25 protein-coding genes and 1 pseudogene are annotated in these 22,077 nt (G+C 69.4%); 15 read left to right on the plus strand and 11 right to left on the minus strand.

Annotated features, from left to right (window positions below):
* Positions 1–280: 280 nt before the first annotated feature.
* Together ACFWXQ_RS44320 and ACFWXQ_RS44325 are read left to right on the plus strand one after the other, a co-directional pair.
* Positions 281–970 (plus strand): FadR/GntR family transcriptional regulator, encoded by a 690-nt coding sequence (locus ACFWXQ_RS44320; protein WP_383944688.1) that lies wholly within the window; start codon positions 281–283, stop codon positions 968–970.
* Positions 967–1,425, plus strand: a complete 459-nt coding sequence (locus tag ACFWXQ_RS44325; RefSeq protein ID WP_383944690.1) for a protein phosphatase — start codon at positions 967–969, stop codon at positions 1,423–1,425. Before ACFWXQ_RS44320 ends, ACFWXQ_RS44325 begins: the two co-directional genes overlap by 4 nt.
* 48 nt (positions 1,426–1,473) lie before the next feature.
* On the opposite strand, the gene ACFWXQ_RS44330 is transcribed toward ACFWXQ_RS44325, so the two are convergent.
* The gene (locus tag ACFWXQ_RS44330) at positions 1,474–3,270 is read right to left on the minus strand and encodes a subtype B tannase (RefSeq protein WP_383944693.1); all 1,797 of its coding nucleotides are present in this window, start codon (positions 3,268–3,270) and stop codon (positions 1,474–1,476) included.
* Positions 3,271–3,403: 133 nt separating this feature from the next.
* Between ACFWXQ_RS44330 and ACFWXQ_RS44335 the strand changes: the two genes are divergently transcribed.
* Entirely contained in the window at positions 3,404–4,603 is a 1,200-nt protein-coding gene (locus tag ACFWXQ_RS44335) for an abortive phage infection protein (protein WP_383944696.1), read from the plus strand.
* A gap of 10 nt (positions 4,604–4,613) precedes the next feature.
* Here the strand turns inward: ACFWXQ_RS44335 and ACFWXQ_RS44340 are convergent, their stop codons facing one another.
* A complete protein-coding gene (locus tag ACFWXQ_RS44340; protein ID WP_383944698.1) occupies positions 4,614–5,186 on the minus strand; it encodes a class I SAM-dependent methyltransferase in 573 nt (190 codons plus the stop codon).
* A 55-nt stretch (positions 5,187–5,241) separates the two neighbouring features.
* Here ACFWXQ_RS44340 and ACFWXQ_RS44345 point away from each other — a divergent pair, with 55 nt between their 5' ends.
* Positions 5,242–6,033: an AraC family transcriptional regulator gene (locus ACFWXQ_RS44345; protein WP_383944701.1), complete on the plus strand. Its 792-nt coding sequence runs from the start codon at positions 5,242–5,244 to the stop codon at positions 6,031–6,033.
* A gap of 32 nt (positions 6,034–6,065) precedes the next feature.
* On the opposite strand, the gene ACFWXQ_RS44350 is transcribed toward ACFWXQ_RS44345, so the two are convergent.
* Positions 6,066–6,656 (minus strand): CGNR zinc finger domain-containing protein, encoded by a 591-nt coding sequence (locus ACFWXQ_RS44350; RefSeq protein WP_383944703.1) that lies wholly within the window; start codon positions 6,654–6,656, stop codon positions 6,066–6,068.
* A gap of 56 nt (positions 6,657–6,712) precedes the next feature.
* Between ACFWXQ_RS44350 and ACFWXQ_RS44355 the strand changes: the two genes are divergently transcribed.
* Both ACFWXQ_RS44355 and ACFWXQ_RS44360 read left to right on the plus strand, forming a co-directional pair.
* On the plus strand, positions 6,713–7,900 hold the full coding sequence (locus tag ACFWXQ_RS44355) for an MFS transporter (RefSeq protein WP_383944706.1): 1,188 nt from the start codon (positions 6,713–6,715) through the stop codon (positions 7,898–7,900).
* 122 nt (positions 7,901–8,022) lie between these two features.
* Positions 8,023–8,481, plus strand: coding sequence for a peptidoglycan-binding protein (locus tag ACFWXQ_RS44360; protein ID WP_383944709.1), 459 nt, complete (start codon positions 8,023–8,025; stop codon positions 8,479–8,481).
* Between the two features lie 76 nt (positions 8,482–8,557).
* On the opposite strand, the gene ACFWXQ_RS44365 is transcribed toward ACFWXQ_RS44360, so the two are convergent.
* Together ACFWXQ_RS44365 and ACFWXQ_RS44370 are read right to left on the minus strand one after the other, a co-directional pair.
* Positions 8,558–9,523 carry a serine protein kinase RIO gene (locus ACFWXQ_RS44365; RefSeq protein ID WP_383944711.1) on the minus strand — a complete coding sequence of 322 codons (966 nt, stop codon included), beginning with the start codon at positions 9,521–9,523 and terminating at the stop codon, positions 8,558–8,560.
* Between the two features lie 215 nt (positions 9,524–9,738).
* Positions 9,739–10,719, minus strand: coding sequence for a winged helix-turn-helix domain-containing protein (locus ACFWXQ_RS44370; protein ID WP_383944714.1), 981 nt, complete (start codon positions 10,717–10,719; stop codon positions 9,739–9,741).
* Between the two features lie 357 nt (positions 10,720–11,076).
* Here ACFWXQ_RS44370 and ACFWXQ_RS44375 point away from each other — a divergent pair.
* A pseudogene (locus ACFWXQ_RS44375) lies at positions 11,077–11,380 on the plus strand (type II toxin-antitoxin system RelE/ParE family toxin); the annotation flags it as partial.
* Between the two features lie 24 nt (positions 11,381–11,404).
* Positions 11,405–11,728, plus strand: coding sequence for a helix-turn-helix domain-containing protein (locus ACFWXQ_RS44380; RefSeq protein ID WP_383393671.1), 324 nt, complete (start codon positions 11,405–11,407; stop codon positions 11,726–11,728).
* A 76-nt stretch (positions 11,729–11,804) separates the two neighbouring features.
* Here the strand turns inward: ACFWXQ_RS44380 and ACFWXQ_RS44385 are convergent, their stop codons facing one another.
* Complete coding sequence (locus tag ACFWXQ_RS44385; RefSeq protein ID WP_383944718.1) at positions 11,805–12,077, minus strand: DUF397 domain-containing protein; 273 nt, start codon at positions 12,075–12,077, stop codon at positions 11,805–11,807.
* Positions 12,059–12,892 carry a Scr1 family TA system antitoxin-like transcriptional regulator gene (locus tag ACFWXQ_RS44390; protein WP_383944721.1) on the minus strand — a complete coding sequence of 278 codons (834 nt, stop codon included), beginning with the start codon at positions 12,890–12,892 and terminating at the stop codon, positions 12,059–12,061. Before ACFWXQ_RS44390 ends, ACFWXQ_RS44385 begins: the two co-directional genes overlap by 19 nt.
* A 127-nt stretch (positions 12,893–13,019) precedes the next feature.
* On the opposite strand from ACFWXQ_RS44390, the gene ACFWXQ_RS44395 reads away from it, so the two are divergent.
* From ACFWXQ_RS44395 to ACFWXQ_RS44415, 5 genes are read left to right on the plus strand one after another with little or no spacing between them, the layout of a single operon-like run.
* The gene (locus tag ACFWXQ_RS44395; RefSeq protein ID WP_383944724.1) at positions 13,020–13,247 is read left to right on the plus strand and encodes a hypothetical protein; all 228 of its coding nucleotides are present in this window, start codon (positions 13,020–13,022) and stop codon (positions 13,245–13,247) included.
* Complete coding sequence (locus ACFWXQ_RS44400) at positions 13,244–13,459, plus strand: hypothetical protein (protein WP_055613418.1); 216 nt, start codon at positions 13,244–13,246, stop codon at positions 13,457–13,459. The genes ACFWXQ_RS44395 and ACFWXQ_RS44400 overlap by 4 nt, the downstream gene beginning before the upstream one ends.
* Before the next feature lie 35 nt (positions 13,460–13,494).
* Positions 13,495–14,109, plus strand: a complete 615-nt coding sequence (locus ACFWXQ_RS44405) for a DUF1266 domain-containing protein (RefSeq protein ID WP_383944727.1) — start codon at positions 13,495–13,497, stop codon at positions 14,107–14,109.
* A 22-nt stretch (positions 14,110–14,131) separates the two neighbouring features.
* Positions 14,132–14,878 (plus strand): DNA repair protein RecO, encoded by a 747-nt coding sequence (gene recO, locus ACFWXQ_RS44410; RefSeq protein WP_200398268.1) that lies wholly within the window; start codon positions 14,132–14,134, stop codon positions 14,876–14,878.
* Positions 14,879–14,930: 52 nt separating this feature from the next.
* Positions 14,931–15,782, plus strand: a complete 852-nt coding sequence (locus ACFWXQ_RS44415) for an isoprenyl transferase (protein ID WP_200398269.1) — start codon at positions 14,931–14,933, stop codon at positions 15,780–15,782.
* Between the two features lie 221 nt (positions 15,783–16,003).
* Here the strand turns inward: ACFWXQ_RS44415 and ACFWXQ_RS44420 are convergent, their stop codons facing one another.
* From ACFWXQ_RS44420 to ACFWXQ_RS44435, 4 genes are read right to left on the minus strand one after another with little or no spacing between them, the layout of a single operon-like run.
* Positions 16,004–16,423 carry a Fur family transcriptional regulator gene (locus tag ACFWXQ_RS44420; protein WP_383956159.1) on the minus strand — a complete coding sequence of 140 codons (420 nt, stop codon included), beginning with the start codon at positions 16,421–16,423 and terminating at the stop codon, positions 16,004–16,006.
* A 59-nt stretch (positions 16,424–16,482) separates the two neighbouring features.
* Positions 16,483–17,397 carry a metal ABC transporter permease gene (locus ACFWXQ_RS44425; protein ID WP_383956156.1) on the minus strand — a complete coding sequence of 305 codons (915 nt, stop codon included), beginning with the start codon at positions 17,395–17,397 and terminating at the stop codon, positions 16,483–16,485.
* A 5-nt stretch (positions 17,398–17,402) separates the two neighbouring features.
* A complete protein-coding gene (locus ACFWXQ_RS44430) occupies positions 17,403–18,200 on the minus strand; it encodes a metal ABC transporter ATP-binding protein (protein ID WP_383956154.1) in 798 nt (265 codons plus the stop codon).
* A 22-nt stretch (positions 18,201–18,222) separates the two neighbouring features.
* Entirely contained in the window at positions 18,223–19,185 is a 963-nt protein-coding gene (locus tag ACFWXQ_RS44435; RefSeq protein WP_383956151.1) for a metal ABC transporter substrate-binding protein, read from the minus strand.
* Positions 19,186–19,414: 229 nt separating this feature from the next.
* Here ACFWXQ_RS44435 and ACFWXQ_RS44440 point away from each other — a divergent pair, with 229 nt between their 5' ends.
* Both ACFWXQ_RS44440 and ACFWXQ_RS44445 read left to right on the plus strand, forming a co-directional pair.
* The gene (locus ACFWXQ_RS44440; protein WP_383956148.1) at positions 19,415–20,797 is read left to right on the plus strand and encodes a glycine--tRNA ligase; all 1,383 of its coding nucleotides are present in this window, start codon (positions 19,415–19,417) and stop codon (positions 20,795–20,797) included.
* A gap of 258 nt (positions 20,798–21,055) precedes the next feature.
* The gene (locus tag ACFWXQ_RS44445) at positions 21,056–21,982 is read left to right on the plus strand and encodes a DUF4394 domain-containing protein (protein ID WP_383956145.1); all 927 of its coding nucleotides are present in this window, start codon (positions 21,056–21,058) and stop codon (positions 21,980–21,982) included.
* The last annotated feature ends 95 nt before the right edge of the window (positions 21,983–22,077 follow it).

Here is a 22,077-nt window from a genome sequence, read left to right on the forward strand (position 1 = left end):
AAAAGGGCGCGTGGGGGTGGTCAAGGGAGCGCGCACGAATGCCGTTTCTTCCAGAGGTGCAACCAATGGCGCCGTGAAACGCGCGGAGTTGACGGACGGTCAATCCCCGATTGACAGCCGATCCTGTCGGGAGGTGGGACGTGGGATGTCTTGCGCGCGTACGATGCGGCGCATGTCTGAGCGGCGCGTATCCGACGACTCCAGGAACGACAGCCCGAGCCAAGAGGGCCCCCGGAACCCCAGGAACTCGTTCCCCCGGCGCTCGGTCCGTGAGCCGCGAGTGAGCAGCCAGATCCAGCACGAGGTCATGCAGCTGATCCTCGACCGCAGACTCCGGGCCGGCGCGCCCCTGCCCACCGAGGCCGAACTGATGGAGTCCCTCGGCGTCAGCCGCAACTCCGTCCGCGAGGCCCTCAAGGCACTCCAGGCCCTCGACATCGTGGAGATCAGACACGGCTACGGCACCTACGTGGGCGAGGCGTCACTGACCCCGCTCGTGGACGGGCTGACCTTCCGCACCCTGGCCCAACAGGGCGACGACACAGGCGCGTTGGCCGAGATACTCCAGGTCAGGGAGGTCCTGGAGGAGGGGCTCGTCCGGCGGGTCGCGGGCAGGCTCTCGGACGCGGAGCTGGCGCGGCTGGAGGCCGTGGTGGAACGGATGGAGGAGGCGGGCGGGGCGGGCCGTCCGTTCCCCGAACTCGACCGGGAATTCCACGAGTTGCTGTACGCGTCACTCGGAAACGCCCTGGTGCCGCAGCTGTTGGGCGCCTTCTGGACCGTGTTCCGCCGGGTCGCGGGTGTGCGGGGCTGGACGGACGATCCGACGCCAGAGGTGACCGTCCGCCGCCATCGTGACATCGTCATCGCCCTGAGAGCGGGAGACGTGGAGGGGGCGCAGAAGGCGATGGCGGACCATTTCCGCGGTATCGAGGCCAGGGCCGCGCAGGAGTCACGGGGGGTCGGATGAGCGAGGGCTGGGACGAGGGGACGGCCGGTGTCCTGCAGCTGCCGTCCGGGCGGCTGGTGCGGGGCCGGGGGCTGCGGCACGGACTCGGCCCCTCGGCGGTCCCGCCGACGTACGGCCTCTATCTCCTCGGCAGGCGGCCGCCCGAAGTCCCTTGGGACACACGGTGGTTGAAGTGGCCGGACTTCTGGCTGCCCCGGGACCGGGCGGACGCGCGGAAGATCCTCACGGCGACCTGGGGGCGGGCCGCGGACTCCGGCGAGCGCGTCGAGATCGCCTGCGGGGGCGGTCGCGGACGGACCGGCACGGCACTGGCCTGCCTCGCGGTCCTGGACGGCGTACCGCCCGAGGAGGCCGTGGAGTTCGTACGACGTAACTACGACCGCCACGCCGTGGAGACGCCGTGGCAGCGGACGTACGTACGTCGGTTCGAGGAGGGAGCGGGGCCCGGTTCATGACGGGAACGGGCCCCGCAGCTCTGAGGGTGGGGCGGGGGGACGGGGGCGCTACTTCGCCGAGCGCTGCTTATAGCCCGTCACCTTGGCTATCCAGGCCATGAAGTCGGCCGGGTCCTCGTTGGAGCCGTGCGCGCCGTCCCAGTACATGAAGGCGTCGACGTCGTCGCCCAGGTTCTCCAGGCTCAGGGCGAGGTTGCCGACGACGGTCAGCGAGGTGTCGCTGTCCTTGGTGCCGACCCGGATCCACCAGTGCTTCGACCGGGCCGGGTTGCGCTTCTCGATGAAGTGCATTGGGTTCATCAGGTCGATCTTCGCGGGCAGGTCACTGTCGAGCCGCGCGCTGGCGCTGCCCTCGTGGCGCAGGCTGTAGAGCGTGAAGTGGCGGGCCTTGGTGCTCCCCGTACCGAACAGGTTGTTCTCGCCCGAGGAGAGGTCGAAGGCATCGAACGCCGGGGTGTCCTTCTTCCGGGCGCCCACGTGGGTGAGGAAGTCGGCCCAGGAGAAGGCCGCCCGGCCGCCGGACCAGGTGATGAAGGTGTTCGCGGCCAGGTAGGTCGCCCGGTCGGAGTCGGACAGGGCGGCGAGGTACTTGGTGGCCGACGGCTCCAGATACGTCTTCACCAGGTACTCGTCGAGGTTGCGGGCCGTGACGGTACCGAAGCCCTTCGCCCTCAGCTTGAGGGACGCCTGGTAGTCGGCGAACGCGGTGCTCAGTTCCCTGGACACGGTCCGGTCGACCAGCGAGCCCGAACTCAGCTTGTTGGCGCCCCAGTTCCACTCGTACGCCATGTCGGCGTGTTCCAGGTCCGTGATCGGGCACCAGTCGCCGCTGGCGAAGATGGCGTCGCTCGCGTCGGCCGCGCCCAGCTCCTTGAGGTACTTGTCGTAGAGCGGGCTGTCGCCGGACGCGCCGAGCAGGGCGGACAGGGCGCCGCCCGCGCTGGTCCCGGAGGAGACGATCCGGTCGGTGTTGCCGGGGATGCGGCCCTTGTTGGCGCGTACGTACCTGACCGCGGCCTTCAAGTCGACGATGGCGGCCGGGGCGGTGCCGTAGTACGTGCCGTCCGAGTCGACGAGGGTGCGGCCGCGGGCGCCCGGCTCCACGACGACGTACCCCGTCACCAGGGCCAGCTTGCCGAGGTTGACCATCTCGCCCTGGGCGTCCACCATCGCGTTGCCGCCGGACTGCACGCCGCCCGAGCCCGAGCCCGAGCCCGAGCCGGTGCCGGTGGACGCGGACGCGGAGGCGGACGTACTGGGTGTGGCACTGGCGCTCGCGCCGCCCGTCGTGCCGCCGCCGGGGCCGCCGGTCATCTCGCCGCCGCCCACGCCGGTGGCCTCCGCGACGGACGACGGCATGTAACCGCCCACGGAGTTGGCGAGGAGGATCGGGGCGCCGGTGGCGTCCACCGCCTTGCCGTCTATCTCGACCGGAACGCTGACGTTCAGGCTCTGGTACTTCTCGTCGACCGGCTTCGTGACGTACGTGATGGCCTTGTAGAAGTGGTACTTCACCTCGTGCTCGTCACCGGCGGCGTCCGTGATCGTCGTCGTCAGTTCCGTGTAGGCGTCCTTGTCGAAGGCGAGTGCACCCGACGCGCCCGACGCCTTCGTTCCGGACTCGGACTCCCCGGACGCCTGCGCACTCAGGGCGAAGCCGCCGGCCGCCGCGACGCCCGCGGTCGCGCCGATCCCCAAGACGACACTCCTGCGCTTCACTGCCCTGTGCTTCACGATGTCTCTCCCACGTCCACTGCCACGTCCACGGAGGTCACGTCCACGGATCTTGTGCTTGCGAACGTAATTCGGCCGCGAGAAAAGTGTCAACAATTTCGTTAATGACATGGTGAACGCTCAGGAATTCATGGTCGGCGCACAGCTCCCGGCCACTTCCGTCTGCGGACGCTCATCCCTTGGTATGGGCGCCGTAGACCATCGGCCGACAGCCGGAAATGCCCCGGCTCAACAGACTGGCGGCATGGAGAACACGGGGTACGGCAAGGCCGAGAGCACAGGGATCAGCAGGGCGCGGTTCATGGCGGCAGCGGCGGTCATGGGGGTCGGAGCGGCGGCGGTGCTGCCTGCCGCCGGCGCCTCGGCATCGACGCCCCCGTCCCGGTCGCCCTCTCCGTCGCCGCGAGCCGCGGCCGGCGGCAGCTCGCGCGGGCTCACGCACCGAGGCGTCGTCTACACCGTCGGGGCCGGGGAGACCCCGGGGACGGTGTGGAGCGCGCGGAGGATGCGCGGCGACGTCCGGGCGATCGCGGACGACCTGCACGCCGACACCGTCGAGGTCACCGGGGACGGGGTCGAGCGGCTGAACGCCACGGCGAGCGAGGTCGCTGGGCGCGGGCTGCACGTCTGGCTCCAGCCGACGCTGGGTGACGTGCCGGAGCGGGAGATTCTGGAACACCTGGCGGAGACGGGCCGGCACGGCGAACGGCTGCGGAAGCAGGGCGCCCGGGTCACCCTCGCCGTGGGCTGCGAGTTCTGGCTGTTCGTGCCGGGGATCGTGCCGGGGGCCGACGTCTTCGAGCGGATCGACAACCTGCAGAAGGGCAACTTCGATCTGGCGAAGCTGCAGAAGCGGCTGGCCGCGTTCACCGCGAAGGCGGCGGCGGTCGGGCGTTCCGTGTTCCGCGGCAGGCTCAGTTACGCCGCCATGCAGGACCCGACCTTCGAGAACGTCGACTGGAACCTCTTCGACGTCGTGGGGATCGACTACTACTCGTACTTCCCGCAACGAGCCGACTACGTACGTGAGTTGAGGAAGTTCCTGCGCTGGGGCAAGCCGCTCGCCATCACCGAGTTCGGCACCTGTACGTTCGTCGGCGCCCCGGAACAGGGCGGGATGGGCTGGAGCATCGTCGACTACGGCAAGACGCCGCCGGAGATCAAGGGGAACGTGGTGCGCAGCGAGCGCGTACAGGCCGCGTACCTCACCGATCTCCTCGACGTCTTCGAGTCGATGAACCTGCACGCGGCGATGACGTTCGAGTTCGTCACCGCCGACTCTCCGCACCGCCCCGACAAGCCGCTCTACGACCTGGACATGGCCTCGTACGCCATCGTCAAGCCCGTCAAGGACCGCCCCGACGACCCGAGTTCGGACTGGCACTGGGAGCCGAAGGAGGCCTTCCACGCGGTGGCCCGGCACTACGGCCGGGCGGGCCGCTGAGGCTTCGGCTTCATGGGCGGGTGGCGCGGAAACGGACGGCACCGGAGTCGGGGTGCCGGTCCACCGACACGTCCGCGAAGCCCGCCTTGGCGAGCCGGTCCGGGAGTCCGGCCGGGTCCACCGTGTTCATCGTGTCCCGGAAGTGCAGCAGCCGGAACCGGAGGCTCGGCTGGCTGTCGCACCCGGCGAAGACACCGCCGGGGCGCAGCACGCGGAGCGCCTCCGCGAAGATCCGGTCCTGCTGGGCGGCCGTCGGCACGTGGTGGAGCATCACGAAGCACACGACGGAGGAGAAGCTCTCGTCCGGCAGCGGCATCGCGGCTCCGTCGGCGTGCAGGATCGTGGCCCGGTCGCCCCACTTCCCCTCCAGCAGGGCGGCCGTGCTCTCGTCGATCTCGACGGCCGTGACACGGGGGACCTGTTCGATCAGTACGCGCAGATTCGCGCCGTAGCCCGGACCGATCTCCAGTACGTCGTCGCCGAGGGGTACGTCCGCCAAGGCCCAGGGGAGGATGTGGTCCCTGGTCGTCAGGGCCCACTTCTCGGAGCTGCACAGTCTGCGGTGTGCTCGGTTCATCGGCATGAGGCGACGGTACGAGCGGGGCGGCGGTGTCCGACACGGGCTACGCTGCCGTTTCATGTCGCCAGACGGACAGCCGGACGGACGGCTGGTGGGCCGGTCGGTCGGACAGCCGGCCGCCACCGGGATCTTCATCGGGCACTTCGCGATGCCGAGGGGCAGCGGGTTCGGCCGGCACTGGCACACGTTCCACCAACTCGCCTGGGCGGCAAAGGGGTTGCTGCGGGTGACCAGCGAGCGCGGCGCCTGGCTGCTGCCGCCGTCGCTGGCGCTGTGGATCCCCGCCGGGCTGGCCCATACGACGGAGGCGGAGGGCGACGCCGTCATGCGGAGTCCGTACGTGAACCCGGCCGCGTGTCCGGAGATCACGTGGACCGAGCCCACGGTGGTGGGAGTGGACCCGCTGCTCCGGGCCCTCGTCGACCACCTCGTACGCACCGACCTCGCCCCGGACGCCCGGTCGCGGGCCGAGGCCGTACTCCTCGACGTACTGCGTCCCGTACCGGTGACGAGCGTGTCCGTGACCGAGCCCCGGGATCCCCGGACGCGGGCGGTGGCCCGGGCGCTGGCCCAACACCCGGACGACGGACGCGCGTTGGAGGCCTGGGGCAGGGAGGCCGGCGCGAGCGCCCGTACGCTGGCCCGGCTCTTCGTCGCCGAGACCGGCCTCGCCTTCGGCCAGTGGCGCGAACGCCTGCGCATGCAGATCGCGATGCCGCTCCTCGCCGAGGGGCTGACGACGGAGGCGGTGGCCCGGCGGGTGGGCTACGCCTCCGCCAGCTCGTTCGTGGCGGCGTTCCGGCGGATCGTGGGGGTCACGCCTCGGCAGTACTTCCCGGTCGGCGACTGAGGAGCACCAACTGAGGAGTGCCAGTACCCGCACTACGAGTTGCCGGAACCGGTCTCCGTCGTCCGCTGTCCCCGGCGGTGGGCCGCGACACGTTCGCGGGTGGCGCAGCGGCGGGAGCAGTAGCGGCGGGCCGGGCCCGGGCCCGAGGTGATGTAGACGTTCCGGCAGGCCGGGGAGTCGCAGAGGCCGCCGGGCGGGCGCTGGTGGTCCCAGAGGAGGACCGTCAGCGCCAGGCAGGACGAGGTCAGGAACCACTCGTCCCACGGGGCATCGTCGTGGCTGTCGAGGTGGGGGTGCCACGGAGTACCGCCGCCGTGCGAGGTGAGCCGCAGCGGTCCGGTCTGTTCCGCCAGCAGGCGGTTGAGGGCGGCCGCGACGGCGTCGACGTCCTCGGCGGCGAAGACCTCACGGAGGAGGAGAGCGGCCGCACGCATCCGTACGACGTCGTCCGGGGCGAGCTCGACGGGCTCCGACTCGCCGTACTCCCGCAGCACTTCGGCGACTTGTCCGGGCTGGGGCTCCCGGTCGTCCGTACCGGACAGGGCGTTCATCAGGGCTGCGGTGCGCCGGGCGTTGGCCAGGACGGAGTGTCGCGTCGACCAGTCGTCGGGGAGGGCTGCCATGGGTCGAATGTAACGCATATTGCGCATGTTTGAGTTACGTACGTAACGTCGTCCCGATGAAGAGGCGTTACGCGATGGGGTCCTTCCTCGCCGGGGCGGCAGCGGCGCGTGCGGGGGACGAGATGTCCGGTCCCGCGCTGCTGCTCGCGGGCTACGCGGTCGGAGGGTCGGCCAGGGAGGCATCGGCGCTGCTGGCGGGCATCACGGTCTCGGCGGCGGTCGGCGGCCCGCTGCTCGGCGCGCTCCTCGACAGGTCCCCGAGGCCTGGTCGCCTGCTGGCCGGGGCCCTCGCCCTCTACGGGACGGGCCTGATGGCGATCCTCCTGAGCCTCGGCCGCCTTCCCTTCGAACTCACGGTCCTGATCGCCGTGTTCACGGGACTGCTGGGGCCGGCGCTCTCCGGCGGCTGGACCGCCCAGCTCCCCAGGGTCGTGCCCCGCGAGCGGCTGCCGCGCGCCAACGCGCTCGACGCGATGACGTTCAGTCTGGCGAGTCTGGTCGGTCCGGCGCTTGCGGGAGTGCTCGCGCATCTCCTCGGGGCATCGGCTGCTGTGGTGGCTTCGGTGGCGCTGATTGCCTTGGCTGTGCCTGCGGCGTGGACCCTGCCGACGGGCCGAGGCCTGGACCGGGGCAAGACCCCGCCGTCCGGGTCTGCGTCCGAGTCCGAGTCCGGGTCCGTGCCCGCCGACCTCGTCGCCGGGATCCGCTGTATCACCCGCACCCGACCGCTGGCCCGGGCCACCCTCGCCTCGGTCGTCTCCTGCACGGGCCTGGGCATGCTGATCACCTGCACCCCGCTCCTCGGGGAGCGGACCTTCGGTTCGGCCGCCGACGGCACGCTGTTCCTGTCCTGCACGGCGGTCTCGGCGCTCGCCGCCAACGCCGTACTCGCACGGCGTCCCCGCGCCATCGCGCCGGACACGGTCATCTGGGGCAGCACGCTGCTCCTGGCGGCCGCGCTCGCGCTGTCCGCGACGGGCCACCCGGTGCTGGTCATCGCGGCGGCGCTGACGGCGGGCGTGGGTGAAGGCCCGCAACTCGCCGCCTTGTTGGCGATCCGGCACCGGGAGTCACCGGAACGCCTGCGCAGCCAGGTCTTCACGACGGGTGCCAGCCTCAAGATCACCGGCTTCGCGCTGGGCGCGGCCGTCGCAGGCCCGCTGGCGACGCACTCGCTGCCGGCCGCGCTCCTGACGGCCGCGGGGGTGCAACTCGTCGCCGCCCTGAGCTTCCACGCTTTCTGACCTGCGTTGTGTCAGCAGGTTCGTATGAGCATGACAGCGACGGTGGGGTCCGGGAACATGAGTTGGTTCCAGTCGGAAATCCGAGAAGGGGGAAACACATGCGGACTTTGGCGAGAACGTTAGTGAGCGCCACCGCGGTTGCCGGGATCCTGGTCGGCAGTCTCGCGGGGGCGAGCAGTGGTTTCGCGGCGACCGGGGTGGCCACGAATTCGACCACGAATCCGACCACGGAGGCGGCGGCGAGCGCCGAGGCCGTCAGCCCGCTCGCCGTGGACAACCACGGTCTGTCCACGGGGGAGGCCAGGAACGTCCAGTGCTGGCTGATGGACAACTGGGGCTACCCCGGCCCGCTCAACGGCCAGTTGGGCCCCGACAGTTGGAAGGCGATGCAGCGCTTCCTTCAGGCGGACTGGGGGTACCCCGGCCCGATCGACGGGATCCCTGGAGTCAACACCGACAGGGCGTTGCTGCGTTTCCTGGCCGCGGAGTACGGCTATCCCGGCCCGTTCGACGGAATCTGGGGCATCAGCGCCACGGTCTCCTTCAAGAGGTTCGCCGCATGGTGCGCCGCGTCGTGCTGAGCTAGGGGACCCCGTCCGTCGGCTCGCACTCCGTCGTGTCGGCCGGCCGGTTGGTCGGCCGACACGAACGGCCGGTTCAGAAGGCGTGTGCCATCAGCTCCGCGAACAGCGCGTGCTCGTCGACGTCGAGGCCGCGCGAGCGGAACCAGCCGCAGATGTTGGCGCAGTCGCGCTGGAGGAAGGTCATCCCGTTGAGGTTGCCGACCAGGTCGACGATCTGCGGAAGGTCGATGACGACCAGCCGCTCGCCCGCGGCCAGGATGTTGTACGCGGAGAGGTCGCCGTGTACGACGCCGTTCTGCACCATTGTCGCGAGCGCGTCGGTGAGCTGCTCGAAGTACGACGCCAGCAGCTCGGGTGAGGGCCGGGTCTGGGCGAGCCGGGGCGCGGTCCGGACGGCGCCGTCCTCGTCGACGACGGTGATCCACTCCATCAGGATCTCGGTGCCGTCGATCTGGACCGGGTAGGGAACCGGCAGCCCGAGCTCCCAGAGCCGCACCAGCGCACCCCACTCGGACACGGCCCACTCGCCGGCCGCGACCTGTCGGCCGAAGGTGCTCTTCCGCTTGATGGCCCGCTCGTCGCGTGAGCGCTTCATCGAGCGGCCCTCGGTGTAGGACGCGGAGCGGTGGAAGCTCCGGTGTTCGGGAGAGCGGTACCGCTTGGCCGCCATGACCACACCGGCGGCGGGGTCGAGCGGGTCGGCGCGCTCGACGAGATGGACGTCGGCCTCCTTGCCGGTCTTGAGAACACCGAGCTCGGTGTCGATCGCGCCCTGCGAGGTCACCACCCAGTCCGGGAGCGGCTCGGGGCCCCGGCTGAGGGGTTCGACGCTGAGCCAGGTCGACCAGCGCTGGCCGTCCTCAAGGTCGTCGTAAGCACGGAATTCGAAGACGAACCGGTCGTCGATGCCGCCGTCGCCCGGATCGTCCGGCGGCGGGACGCGGCGGTGGGGATCGGAGCCGAAGCCGTCAGGAAATACCGGGTGCTGAGGAGAGTTCTGAGAGTGCTGAAGGTGCTGCGAGAGATCGTCGTGAGACATCGCTGGAGGTGCTCCATGAGTCGAGAGAGAGGCGGTCTGCGGACAGGCCGACGACAGTCGTGGTCACGTCGCGCCTCCTCTCGTGGAGCACCGGGCAGCTCCCGGTTTCCCGCCCATGGTGAGGCGCGGACACGGAGAGCGGCAACCGAATAAATGCGGCCCGCGCCGAGCGGCCGGCGGCCGCGGCGGCGGTCCCCAGCGGTCACGGAGTCCTGCTAGGTCAGGAGCTCGACGAGCGCCTCGCCGCGTGGGGTGAGGGTCATTCTGACGGATTGGCCTCGGCGTTCTCGGACGAGGAGGCCGGCGTCCTCCAGTTGGTGGCAGTGGTAAGTGACGGTTGCGGGGGCGCAGTTGAGGTGGGCGGCCGTTTCGCTCACGGTTGGGCGGTGGGTGAGGTAGCGGAGGATCCTTGCTCGGACCCGGCCGGTGACGTGGCTCAGCGCGTCGTGGGACTCCGCCGGGGGCTCCTGCCCGTTCCAGGCGAGCGCCAGGCCTCGGGCCGGGTAGCCGAGCGAGACGCTGTCCGGGGTGTCGAGGCTGAAGATGGAGGCGTTGGTGCCGGACAGCAGGGGGACCAGGAGGAAGCGCCGGTCGCCGAGGACATGGTCGCCGATCCGGCCGCCGTTGTAGACGAGATCGTCGCCGTCCAGCCTCCACAGCGCGTTGAGCTGGGACAGGACTATTCCGATCTGCCCCGTCACCGAGGCGGTTCCGACGCGTTCGGCCTCCCGCTCGTAGACGGCCCGCGTCCGCCTCAGCGCCGGGGCGCACGTCGTCCGGACGGCGTCCAGCGCCTCCGCGAAGGTCGCCGCGAGTCGACGGGGGTCGCGCAGCGCCGGCTCCCACCGGGCCGGTATCCGTCCGTCGAACGTGAAGTCGATCCCCTCCAGCACGGTGTCGGCCGACAGGTCACGCATCCGCGCCAGCGCTTCGCGGATCTCCTGGTCCGAGCCTGCCGTGTCCATCGACAGCCAGTCCGGTATGGGCGACACCCCGGGTACGAACAGCGGGGACAGCAACTGGGCTGCCTCCCGCGGCAGTCCGGCGCGGACGGTTCGCCGTACCTGCGGGAGCACCCCCTGCGGACGGCCACCCAAGGCATCGACCAGCAGGGAGACGACCGTCGTACCCGGCCGGTACGCGACCTCGACCTTCAGTTGGTCGACCCGCCCCAGCCGAACCCTCGACTCCGCCACAGATCCCTCCCCGCGCCACCTGGTCCCACCGCCATGTCACCACGCTCCGCACGGTCGGCGCGCCTGCGCTTTTAGACGAGATTCGAAAGCGTTGCTCCGCACTCGCCCACCCCGCACGCTGGGTGGTGACAGCGCCGGGCAGTCCCTGTCCGGCAGACACGCGGCCCCACGCGGGGGAGGGGGCCGCGACGGCGACACCGGCACGTGCCCGGCGCTGTCCCGCCCCGCCAGGTTCTGGCGGGGCGAAGCGCTGCTCACGCCCGATCGAACTGGCTCGGACGGGTGAACTCTCGGAGTTCCGCTTGCAGCTCCCTCTTCATCAAGTTTAGTAAATGCTAAACTTGCGAAAGGGTTGAAGTGGAAGAGCAGTGGGACGTCTATCTGACCGGCGAGGTGGATCAGTGGCTGAACGACCTTGAGAAGGCCGACCCGGACTCGTATGTCCTCGTCAACCAGGGGATCTGGGTCCTCGCCTGTCACGGACCCGCCGAGGGTAGGCCGTTGGTCGATCGGATCAAGGGGTCGGCCCTGCACAATCTCAAGGAATTACGTCCTGGTTCGGCGGGGCGGAGTGAGGTGCGCATCCTCTTCGTCTTCGACCCGTGGCGCTCCGCGATCCTGCTGGTGGCTGGGGACAAGTCCGGTAACTGGAATATGTGGCTGACCGAAAGAAGGAGTCGGAGAAGTGAGCGGACACGTCAGGTGGTCGGCCGGCGGACATCGCGAGCGGGCGGAGGAACTGTCGGGCGGTCGGGACGCGTTCTTGGAGGGCGCCCAGCGGATGCTCGCCGAGGCCCGGGCCTGGCGACTGGTCGATATGCGGCAGGAACGCGGGTTCACCCAGGCCCAAGTGGCCGAGCGTATGGGCGTGAGCAAGGGGCGGATCTCGCAGATCGAGAGCGGTCAGGTGTCCGGGACGGACGTCATGGCCCGGTACGTCGAGGCGTTGGGGGGCAGCCTCGTCATGGTTGCGGTCTTTGATGACGGGGAGTTGCGCAAGGTCGGCTGACGTGTCCCGCGCTGCTCCGGCGACCCGTCTCCGTACAGGAACATGGACCGTCCGCCCGCTCTTCGGGCGGTACGCGTCACACCGCGACGGTTCCGATGAAGTGCGCCCAGGCCGTGGCGCCGACCAGCAGGACAGGCCCGTCCGCGACTTTGCTGTCCCGGACGGGCACGACACCGGGGACTCCGTCGGCGACTTCGAGGCATTCGCCGCCGTTGTCGTCGCTGTAGGTGCTCTTGCGCCAGCGGGCGGCGCCTATGAAGTCGTAGGCGACCTCGACGCAGCTGCCCCCGTTGCCGTCGCTGTAACTGCTCTTGCGCCAGCAGGTGTTGCTCAGGTCGTACTCGCGCATCGTCTGTGGTCCTCCGCCGCCGATTCGATCAGGGCCTGGGACGCCTCCGGCGGCAGCGCGGCGGCCCTGAGCAGATCGTATGTCCCCTGCACCCGCTTAACCAGGGCCGGGTCGTCCAGCAGGTTCCCTGAATACACCGCTTCTGTATAGGCAGTTGGCGGCGCGTCCTCGAACTCCATGAGCTGCACCATGCGGCCCATGAGGGGGTACGCCCCCACTGAGTACGGCAGCACCTGCACCAGGACTGTCCGCCGGCGGACCAGTTGGGCGATGTGGTCGAGTTGCTCGGCCATCACCTCGGCGCCGCCGACCGGGATCTTCAGGACGTGCTCATGCAGGATCGACCAATACTCGGGCTTTGTAGTGCCGTCCAGCAGCTGCGCCCGCTCCCTGCGGGCTGCCACCTTCTCCTTGATGTACTCGTCGGTGACGAACGGGTTGCCCGCCAGCATCACCGCGCGGGTGTATGCCGGTGTCTGCAACAGGCCCGGCACCAGCGTCGGCGCGAACGTGGAGATCTTCGTCGCCGTCCGCTCCAGCTCCACAACCTCCGCGAAATACTCCGCATACCGCCGATCATCGATGAGCTTTCGCCACGTCCGCTCGAAAAAGCCGTCGGTTTGTAGGACCTCGTCGATCCTCTTCGCCACATCCAACTGTGGTTTCCGAATGGCCTGTTCGAATTGCCCGATGTAGCCGCCCGACACAAAAACGCGATGACCCAAGTCCGCCTGGGTTAACCCGGCATCCTCCCGGCGCCTCTTCAACTCCGTACCGAAGAACTCCCAAGCAGCCTGCCGCGAACCATTGGCCATGGCCAAGCCCCCTTGTACTGCCGTGTACTGCACCGACGTTGCTGAGCGTAGAGGTCTTCCAAAGTCTAAGCGGCAAGCGTCACCGTGGAGATGAAAAGCGTGAAACCCAATTGGAAAGGGGAACACGGTGAAGGCTGACGGGATCGGCCACGGCGCACAGCACTCGGCGGCGTGTGTCGAACAAGCGGAGGAAACGGTGAAGGAATTGCGCGCGGCACTGGCAACCGCAGGAATTAAGTTGCCGTCACTGGGGATCGACCCGGCAAGTTTGGCGCGGGAGGCCCCTTGTCCGCTCGTCGAATTGGGGCGGTGTTCCGTCGAGACGGCGGCCCGGCTCGCGGCGGTGCTGGGATGAAGCCGAAGGTCGGGACGTACGTCGTCGACACGAGGACGGGAAGGGTGGGGGTCGTGATGGGGCACGAGGGACCCTACGTACAGCTCAGACCGTACGGCGGCGGCAAGGAGTGGGACTGCGCACCGGACACCGTCCGGGGAGCCACCGCGGCGGAACGTCTCAGCGCGGCCACCGCGTACGCCAACGCACGCAGCCGCGGCGAGGTCCCCTGAAACGCCCGGAGGGGCCTGTCATAGGGTGCTGCGCCATGGCGATATGGATATGGAAACGTCGCAGGCGGAAGGCCGCGCGCAAGTACCCCGTTCCGCTCACCATGCACCAGCTGTGGATGGTGTCGCTCAGCGCGCCGGTGAACCGTGACCGGGACGCCTCGCGGACGACCCTGTACCCGTTCACCCGCATCGACGACGACAAGGCCCGGCGCTGGCTGGCCGACCAGTGGGAGATCACCTCGCGTGACGAACTGGCCGGCCGGCTCGACGGCCTCGCCCGGACCGGCTACCGCGCCGGCGCCCGGCTGCGGCTCGGCGTCGAGCCCCTGGCGTGGGACGCGGGTCTGTACGTCGACATCACCCGCCGGGGCTTCGCGTGCGGGATGCTCGGCGAGGCCGAGGCCTGGACCGCGCTGAAGAACATCGTGCCGGCGGTGGTGAGGTCGTACGCCTCCTGGAACGAGTACGCCGAGCACTACCTGCTGGGCAGGATGGTCTGGCGGGACAATCTGGTGGGCACCCCGGACGCACCCGCCCCGCAGGCCGTCTCGGACGCCCATCTGAAGTCCCTGCTCGACCCCGCGAACCGGGCCAGCCCCTGGAACCTGGCGCCCTGGCACGCGATCAGCCACCCCGACCACACCCGCTGACTCCGTACGCGAGAATGGGCCCATGAGCCTGTTCCGCGACGACGGCGTCGTCCTGCGCACCCAGAAGCTGGGTGAAGCGGACCGCATCATCACGCTGCTCACTCGCGGTCACGGGCGGGTGCGGGCTGTCGCGCGGGGTGTCCGGCGGACCAAGTCGAAGTTCGGGGCGCGGCTCGAACCCTTTTCCCACGTCGACGTGCAGTTCTTCGCACGCGGGAGCGAGCTGATCGGCCGCGGGCTGCCGCTGTGCACGCAGAGCGAGACGATCGCTCCGTACGGTGGCGGGATCGTCGCCGACTACGCGCGCTACACCGCCGGGACGGCCATGCTGGAGACCGCCGAGCGGTTCACCGACCACGAGGGCGAGCCGGCCGTGCAGCAGTATCTGCTGCTGGTGGGCGGCCTGCGGACGCTCGCGCAGGGCGAGCACGAGCCGCACCTCATCCTCGACGCCTTCCTGCTGCGCTCCCTCGCCGTCAACGGCTACGCGCCCAGCTTCAACGACTGCGCGAAGTGCGGAATGCCGGGACCGAATCGGTTCTTCTCGGTCGCCGCGGGAGGTTCCGTCTGCGTCGACTGCCGGGTGCCCGGCAGCGTCGTACCCTCGGCGGGGGCCCTCGAACTGCTCGGCGCGCTGCTGACGGGGGACTGGGCGACCGCGGACGCGTGCGAGTCGCGGTACGTCCGGGAGGGCAGCGGTCTGGTGTCGGCCTATCTGCACTGGCACCTGGAGCGCGGCCTGCGCTCGCTGCGGTACGTGGAGAAATAGGCAAGCAGAGAAGTACCCGTAGGCACGTCACGTAAGAGGAGACGAGAAGCACATGGTGGTACGCGGGATCCTGGGGCGCCAGCGCCGCGAGTACAAGACGCCGGAGCCGCACCCGTCCGGCGCCCGCTCGCCCAAGCTGCCCGGCGAGCTGATCCCGAACCACGTGGCGTGCGTGATGGACGGGAACGGCCGCTGGGCCAAGGAGCGCGGGCTGCCGCGCACCGAGGGGCACCGGGTCGGCGAGGGCGTCGTCATGGACGTCCTCAAGGGCTGCCTGGAGCTGGGCGTCAAGAACCTCTCGCTGTACGCCTTCTCGACGGAGAACTGGAAGCGGTCGCCCGAGGAGGTCCGCTTCCTGATGAACTTCAACAAGGACGTCATCCGGCGCCGCCGCGACGAGATGGACGAGCTCGGCATCCGGATCCGCTGGGTCGGCCGCATGCCCAAGCTGTGGAAGTCCGTCGTCCAGGAGCTCCAGATCGCCCAGGAGCAGACGCAGAAGAACGACGCGATGACGTTGTACTTCTGCGTCAACTACGGCGGTCGCGCGGAGCTCGCCGACGCGGCGAAGGCGTTGGCCGCGGATGTCGCCGCTGGGAAGCTCGACCCGGACAAGGTCACCGAGAAAACCATCCAGAAGTACCTGTACTACCCGGACATGCCGGACGTCGACCTGTTCCTGCGCCCCAGCGGCGAGCAGCGCACCTCCAACTACCTGATCTGGCAGTCCAGTTACGCCGAGATGGTCTTCCAGGACGTCCTGTGGCCCGACTTCGACCGGCGTGACTTGTGGCGTGCGTGCGTGGAGTACGCGTCGCGGGACCGCCGCTTCGGGGGTGCCGTCCCCAACGAGGACCTGCTGGCGATGGAAGAGGGCATGCGGGGCCGCCCCGAAGGGGCCTGAGCGGCCTGAGCGATTTATTGAAGGTGCGGCCCGGTGGGGGTTGCTCGCGCAGTTCCCCGCGCCCCTAAAAGACAAAAGACTGCGCAGTTCCCCGCGCCCCTGAAAACGCCGCCGCGCCCCCAGGTTTTAGGGGCGCGGGGAACTGCGCAATCTTTTAAGGGGCGCGGGGAACTGCGCGACAAGCCCCCACCGGGCCGCACCCGGGAGTGAGCCTCAGGTTCCTACCCCTGGCCGCGCGCAGCGCACTCCGCGCAGGTGCCGAAGATCTCCACCGTATGGGCCACGCTCACATAGCCGTGCTCCGCCGCGATCGCCTCGGCCCACTTCTCCACGGCAGGCCCCTCCACCTCGACAGCCTTGCCGCACACCCGGCACACCAGGTGGTGATGGTGGTCCCCGCTCGCACAGCGGCGGTACACGGACTCGCCGTCCGACGTGCGCAGGACATCGACCTCGCCGGCGTCGGCAAGGGACTGCAGCGTGCGGTACACCGTGGTCAGCCCGACGGAGTCGCCCTTGTGCTTGAGCATGTCGTGCAGGTCCTGGGCGCTGCGGAACTCGTCCACCTCGTCGAGCGCCGCCGCCACGGCGGCACGCTGCCGGGTGGAACGGCCCCGAACGGGCGGTCCAGCGGTCGTCACCGTTGCCTCCAAACGTCTGCGGCTTGCCGGGCCATTGTGCCAGCCCGGACAGGGCCCAGTCAGACGCCGACCTTTCCGGTGGGTGTGCGCGTGGCCGGAATCGCGCACTCCGCCGGATCGCCGGCCTCCTGGGCCGCGGCCTGCGCGGCGGCCCGCACCCTGCGCCGGGCCAGTGGTGTCGCCAGCACCGTGAGCAGGATGAACATGCCGATGGTCAGCAGGACGATCGTCGCGCCGGGCGGCACGTCCTGGTAGTACGAGGTCGCCGTGCCGCCGATCGTCACGCTGACGCCGATGGCCACGGAGATCGCGAACGTGGCGGCGAAACTGCGGCTGAGCTGCTGCGCGGCGGCCACCGGCACCACCATCAGCGCGGAGACCAGCAGCAGGCCGACGACCCGCATGGCGACCGTGACGGTGACCGCCGCGGTGATCGCCGTGAGCAGGTTCAGGGCGCGCACCGGCAGCCCGGTGACCCGCGCGAACTCCTCGTCCTGGCTCACCGCGAACAGCTGCCGCCGCAGCCCGACCGTCACGAGGACGACAAAGGCGGCCAGCAGGCAGATCGCTGTCACGTCCTCCTCCGACACCGTGGAGAGCGAGCCGAAGAGATACGAGGTCAGGTTGGCGTTGGAGCCGCCGGGCGCGAGGTTGATCAACATCACACCGCCCGCCATGCCTCCGTAGAAGAGCATCGCCAGCGCGATGTCGCCGCGCGTCTTCCCGTACCAGCGGATCAGTTCCATCAGGATCGCGCCGACCACGGAGACGGCCGTGGCCATCCACACCGGGGACCAGGAGAGCAGGAAGCCGAGGCCGACGCCGGTCATCGCGACATGGCCGATGCCGTCGCCCAGCAGGGCCTGGCGGCGCTGTACGAGGTAGATGCCGACGGCGGGCGCGGTGATGCCGACGAGGACGGCGGCGAGCAGGGCCCGCTGCATGAAGGCGTAATCGAGGATTTCGAGGTTCATGGCGATCAGCTCAGCAGTCCCGTCCGGATCGGTTCGGCGTCGTGAGCCGCGTGGGGATGTACGTGGTCGTGGCCGGGCAGCGCGTGCTGGCCGAGCGCCTGCGGGGGCGGGCCGTCGTGCATGACGCAGCCGTCGCGCAGCACGACCGCGCGGTTGATCAGCGGCTCCAGCGGGCCCAGTTCGTGCAGGACGAGCAGGACCGAGGCGCCCAGGGCGACCTGCTCGCGCAGGGTCTCCGCGAGCACCTCCTGGCTGGCCAGGTCCACACCCGCCATCGGCTCGTCCATGATCAGCAGCTCGGGCCCGGCGGCGAGGGCACGGGCGATGAGTACGCGCTGGTGCTGGCCGCCGGACAGCGCGTTCACCGAGTCCTTGGCACGGTCCGCGAGGCCCACCAGGGCGATGGCCCGCTGGACCGCCTCGCGGTCGGCCCTGCGCAGGACACCGAAGCGGGCACGGGACAGCCGCCCGGAGGACACCACCTCGGTCACCGTCGCGGGCACCCCGCCGGCGGCGGTCGTGCGCTGCGGTACGTAACCCACGCGCGACCAGTCGCGGAAGCGGCGCCGCGGGGTGCCGAACAGTTCGACCTCGCCGCTGGTGACCGGCACTTGGCCGATGACCGTACGGACGGCCGTCGACTTGCCGGAGCCGTTGGCGCCGAGCAGCGCGACGACCTCACCGCGGTTCACGGTGAGGTCGATACCGCGCAGGACGGGGCGTGAGCCGAGCTCGGCCGTCACACCGCGCAGGGATATGACGGGCAATGCGCCGGGCTCGTCCCTCGTGCCGCCGTCCTTCATACCGCCACCCTCCGGGGGTTGGTCACTTCGCGCCCAGTGCCGACTGCAGCGCCTTGAGGTTGGACTCCATCACCTGGAAGTAGTCGTCACCGCGGGACTTCTCCGTGATGCCCTCGATCGGGTCGAGCACATCGGTCTTGAGGTCCGCGTCCGCGGCGATGGTCTTCGCGGTCTTGTCGCTGACGAGGGTCTCGTAGAAGACCGTGGAGACGCCGTCGGCCTTGGCCATCTTCTCAAGGTCCTTGACGCGGTTGGCGCTGGGCTCGCTCTCCGGGTCCAGGCCGTTGATGGCCTCCTCGGTGAGGCCGTAGCGCTCGGCGAGATAGCCGAAGGCGGCGTGCGTGGTGATGAAGACCTTCGTCCTCGTGTTCTTGAGGCCGTCCTCGAACTGAGTGTTGAGGCCGTCCAGCTTCTTCACCAGGGCGGCGGTGTTCTTCTTGTAGTCCGCCGCGTTGTCCGGGTCGGCCTTCTCGAAGGCCTTGCCCACACCCTCGGCGACCTCGGCGTACTTCACGGGGTCGAGCCAGATGTGCGGGTCCTCGCCGGAGCCTTCCTCGCCCTCGTGGTCGTCGTGCTCGGCCGCGTGGCCGCCGACCTCGTTGCCGTGCTTCTCCAGGCTGGTGAGGGTCGCCGCGTCGATCTTCGTCTTGATCTCCGACTGGGCGACCGCGTCGTCGACGGAAGGCTGGAGGTTCTTCAGATAAAGAGCCACATCCGACTCCTGGAGCTGCGCGGTCTGCTTGGCGCTGATCTCCAGGTCGTGCGGCTCCTGGCCGGGCTCGGTCAGCGTGCTCACACTGACGTGGTCGCCGCCTATTCGCTCGGCTATGAACTGCAACGGGTAGAACGACGCCACGACGTCGAGCTTCCCGCTGGTGCCGTCGGCCGCGGTGGACTCGGACGAGCAGGCGGAGAGGAGCCCGAGACCCAGGGCGGTGGCCGCGGCGACCGCGGTGCCGGTTACATGACGTCGTCGTACGTTCATGACACCCATTTTCAACAACTCTGGAAACGATTGTCAATAACACGTCTTGTGATCTGGGCTTCATCCCGGTATGGGAGGGGTGTGACGGGGGAGGCGGGAACGGTGGGTGGCCTGGACCCCAACCGATTTGATCCGGGGGGCGGGGCCGCCGGTAATCTGAAGCATTCGCTCTGAAGCATCGCTGTGAAGCAACCGCTTCGTCGCCCGTCGTCGTAATGAAGAGAGCACCGTGGCCGCCGACAAGATCGACACCATCGTCAGCCTGAGCAAGCGCCGTGGCTTCGTCTACCCGTGCAGTGAGATCTACGGCGGCCAGCGAGCCGCCTGGGACTACGGGCCGCTGGGTGTCGAGCTCAAGGAGAACATCAAGCGCCAGTGGTGGCGCTACATGGTGACGTCGCGCGAGGACGTCGTCGGTATCGACTCGTCCGTGATCCTGGCGACGGAGGTCTGGGTGGCCTCCGGTCACGTCGCCACCTTCACCGACCCGCTGACCGAGTGCACCTCGTGTCACAAGCGCTTCCGCGCCGACCACCTTGAAGAGGCTTACGAGGCCAAGCACGGCAAGCAGCCCGAGAACGGCCTCGCGGACGTCAACTGCCCGCACTGCGGCAACAAGGGCCAGTTCACCGAGCCCAAGCAGTTCTCCGGCCTGCTCTCCACGCACCTCGGCCCCACCCAGGACAGCGGCTCCGTCGCCTACCTGCGCCCCGAGACCGCGCAGGGTATTTTCACCAACTTCGCCCAGGTCCAGCAGACCTCGCGCAAGAAGCCGCCGTTCGGCATCGCGCAGATGGGCAAGTCCTTCCGCAACGAGATCACGCCCGGCAACTTCATCTTCCGCACCCGCGAGTTCGAGCAGATGGAGATGGAGTTCTTCGTCAAGCCGGGCGAGGACGAGAAGTGGCAGGAGTTCTGGATGCAGGAGCGCTGGAACTGGTACACCGGCCTGGGCCTCCGCGAGGAGAACATGCGCTGGTACGACCACCCTGCCGAGAAGCTCTCGCACTACTCCAAGCGCACCGCCGACATCGAGTACCGCTTCCAGTTCGGCGGCAACGAGTGGGGTGAGCTGGAGGGCGTCGCCAACCGCACGGACTACGACCTCGGCGCGCACTCCAAGGCCTCCGGCCAGGACCTGTCCTACTTCGACCAGGAGGCCGGCGAGCGCTGGACTCCGTACGTCATCGAGCCCGCGGCCGGTGTCGGCCGCGCGATGCTGGCGTTCCTCCTTGACGCCTACGTCGAGGACGAGGCGCCCAACGCCAAGGGCAAGATGGAGAAGCGGACCGTTCTGCGGCTGGACCCCCGTCTTTCGCCGGTGAAGGTCGCGGTGCTTCCGCTTTCGCGGAACCCCGAGCTGTCGCCGAAGGCGAAGGGGCTTGCCTCCGCGCTTCGTCAGAACTGGAACATCGACTTCGATGACGCCGGGGCCATCGGTCGTCGTTACCGGCGGCAGGACGAGATCGGTACGCCGTTCTGTGTGACGGTGGACTTCGACACGCTCGACGACAACGCGGTGACTGTTCGCGAGCGGGACTCGATGAAGCAGGAACGCGTGTCGCTGGACCAGATCGAGGGGTACCTGGCCAGCCGGCTCATCGGTTGCTGATCGCTCCGCGGGGTCGCGCCGTTTGAAGCTGCGGGTCGGTGGGGGCTTGTCGCGCAGTTCCCCGCGCCCCTAAGGGGCAGTAGGTTGCCGCGGTCCTGAAGCAGTGGGGCGCGCAGGCCCTCTCAAATGCCCCGGTTCTGTCACGTCCGTAACGGATGTAATGGAACCGGGGTTTTTGCAATCCAGGGGGCGGGGGGTTCCGAAGGAGGGGGCAGACGGTCCGCAGGGGGCGGGCCGGCACCTTCTACGGGGGTTCGGATGCGTAAGCAGGCAGTCATGGGCGTACTGGCGATGGCGGTGGCGCTCGGGACGGTCGGTGCCGTTGGCGCCGGGGCGCTGGGCGGGTCGGCGGAGAAGGCGGACTCCGGGGCCGGGGTCGAGGCCAAGGGTGGTGGCGGCTCTCTGCCGGAGGCGCTCGCGCCCAGTGGGCTGCGGGCCGTGGGGCTCACGGCGGACCAGCGGCTGGTGCTGTTCCGCGTGGACCGGCCCGGTGCCGCGGTGCCGCTCGGCAAGGTCGGCGGGCTCAAGGGCGACCGGACGCTGGTCGGCATCGACTACCGCGTCCAGAACAACAAGCTGTACGCCGTCGGGGACCGGGGCGGCATCTACACGATCCGTGAGGCGGGCGCCCGCGCCACCAAGGTCTCGCAGCTCAGCGTGCCCCTCCAGGGCAAGGCCTTCGGCGTCGACTTCAACCCGGCCGCCAACCGGCTCCGGGTCATCAGCGAAACCGGCCAGAACCTCCGCCACAACCTCGACGACCCGGCCGGTGCACCGGCTCCCGGCACCACGGCCGTCGACGGCACCCTCACCAACCCGCCGGTGCCGCCGAACCCGGGTGCCACCGCGCTCGGCGTGACCGGGGCCGCGTACACGAACAACGACCTCGACGCGACGACGGCCACCACCCTCTTCGACCTCGACACCACGCTGGACCAGGTGTCGGTGCAGTCGCCCGCCAACGCCGGCAACCTCGCACCGACGGGCAAGCTGGGCGTGGACGCGCCCCTGAACTCCGGCTTCGACATCTACAGTTCGGCGCGGAACGGGACCAACACCGGTTACGCCGTGACGGGCAACAAGTCGTTCCGGGTCAACCTGCTGACGGGGAAGCTGACTTCGCTGGGCTCGTTCCAGCACGGGCGACAGGTGGTGGATGTCGCGCTGCCGTTGAACCAGGGGTGACGAGGACGGTAACTGGCCTGTAGGCGGAGGCAGTTGGCGCGTGGCGGCCGACGGACGGAGAGCGCGGCGCGGCGGGGGTCCGGGTGGACCCCCGC

The organism is Streptomyces sp. NPDC058697 (assembly GCF_042715345.1).
In the GTDB taxonomy this organism is placed as follows: Bacteria; Actinomycetota; Actinomycetes; order Streptomycetales; family Streptomycetaceae; genus Streptomyces; species Streptomyces liliifuscus.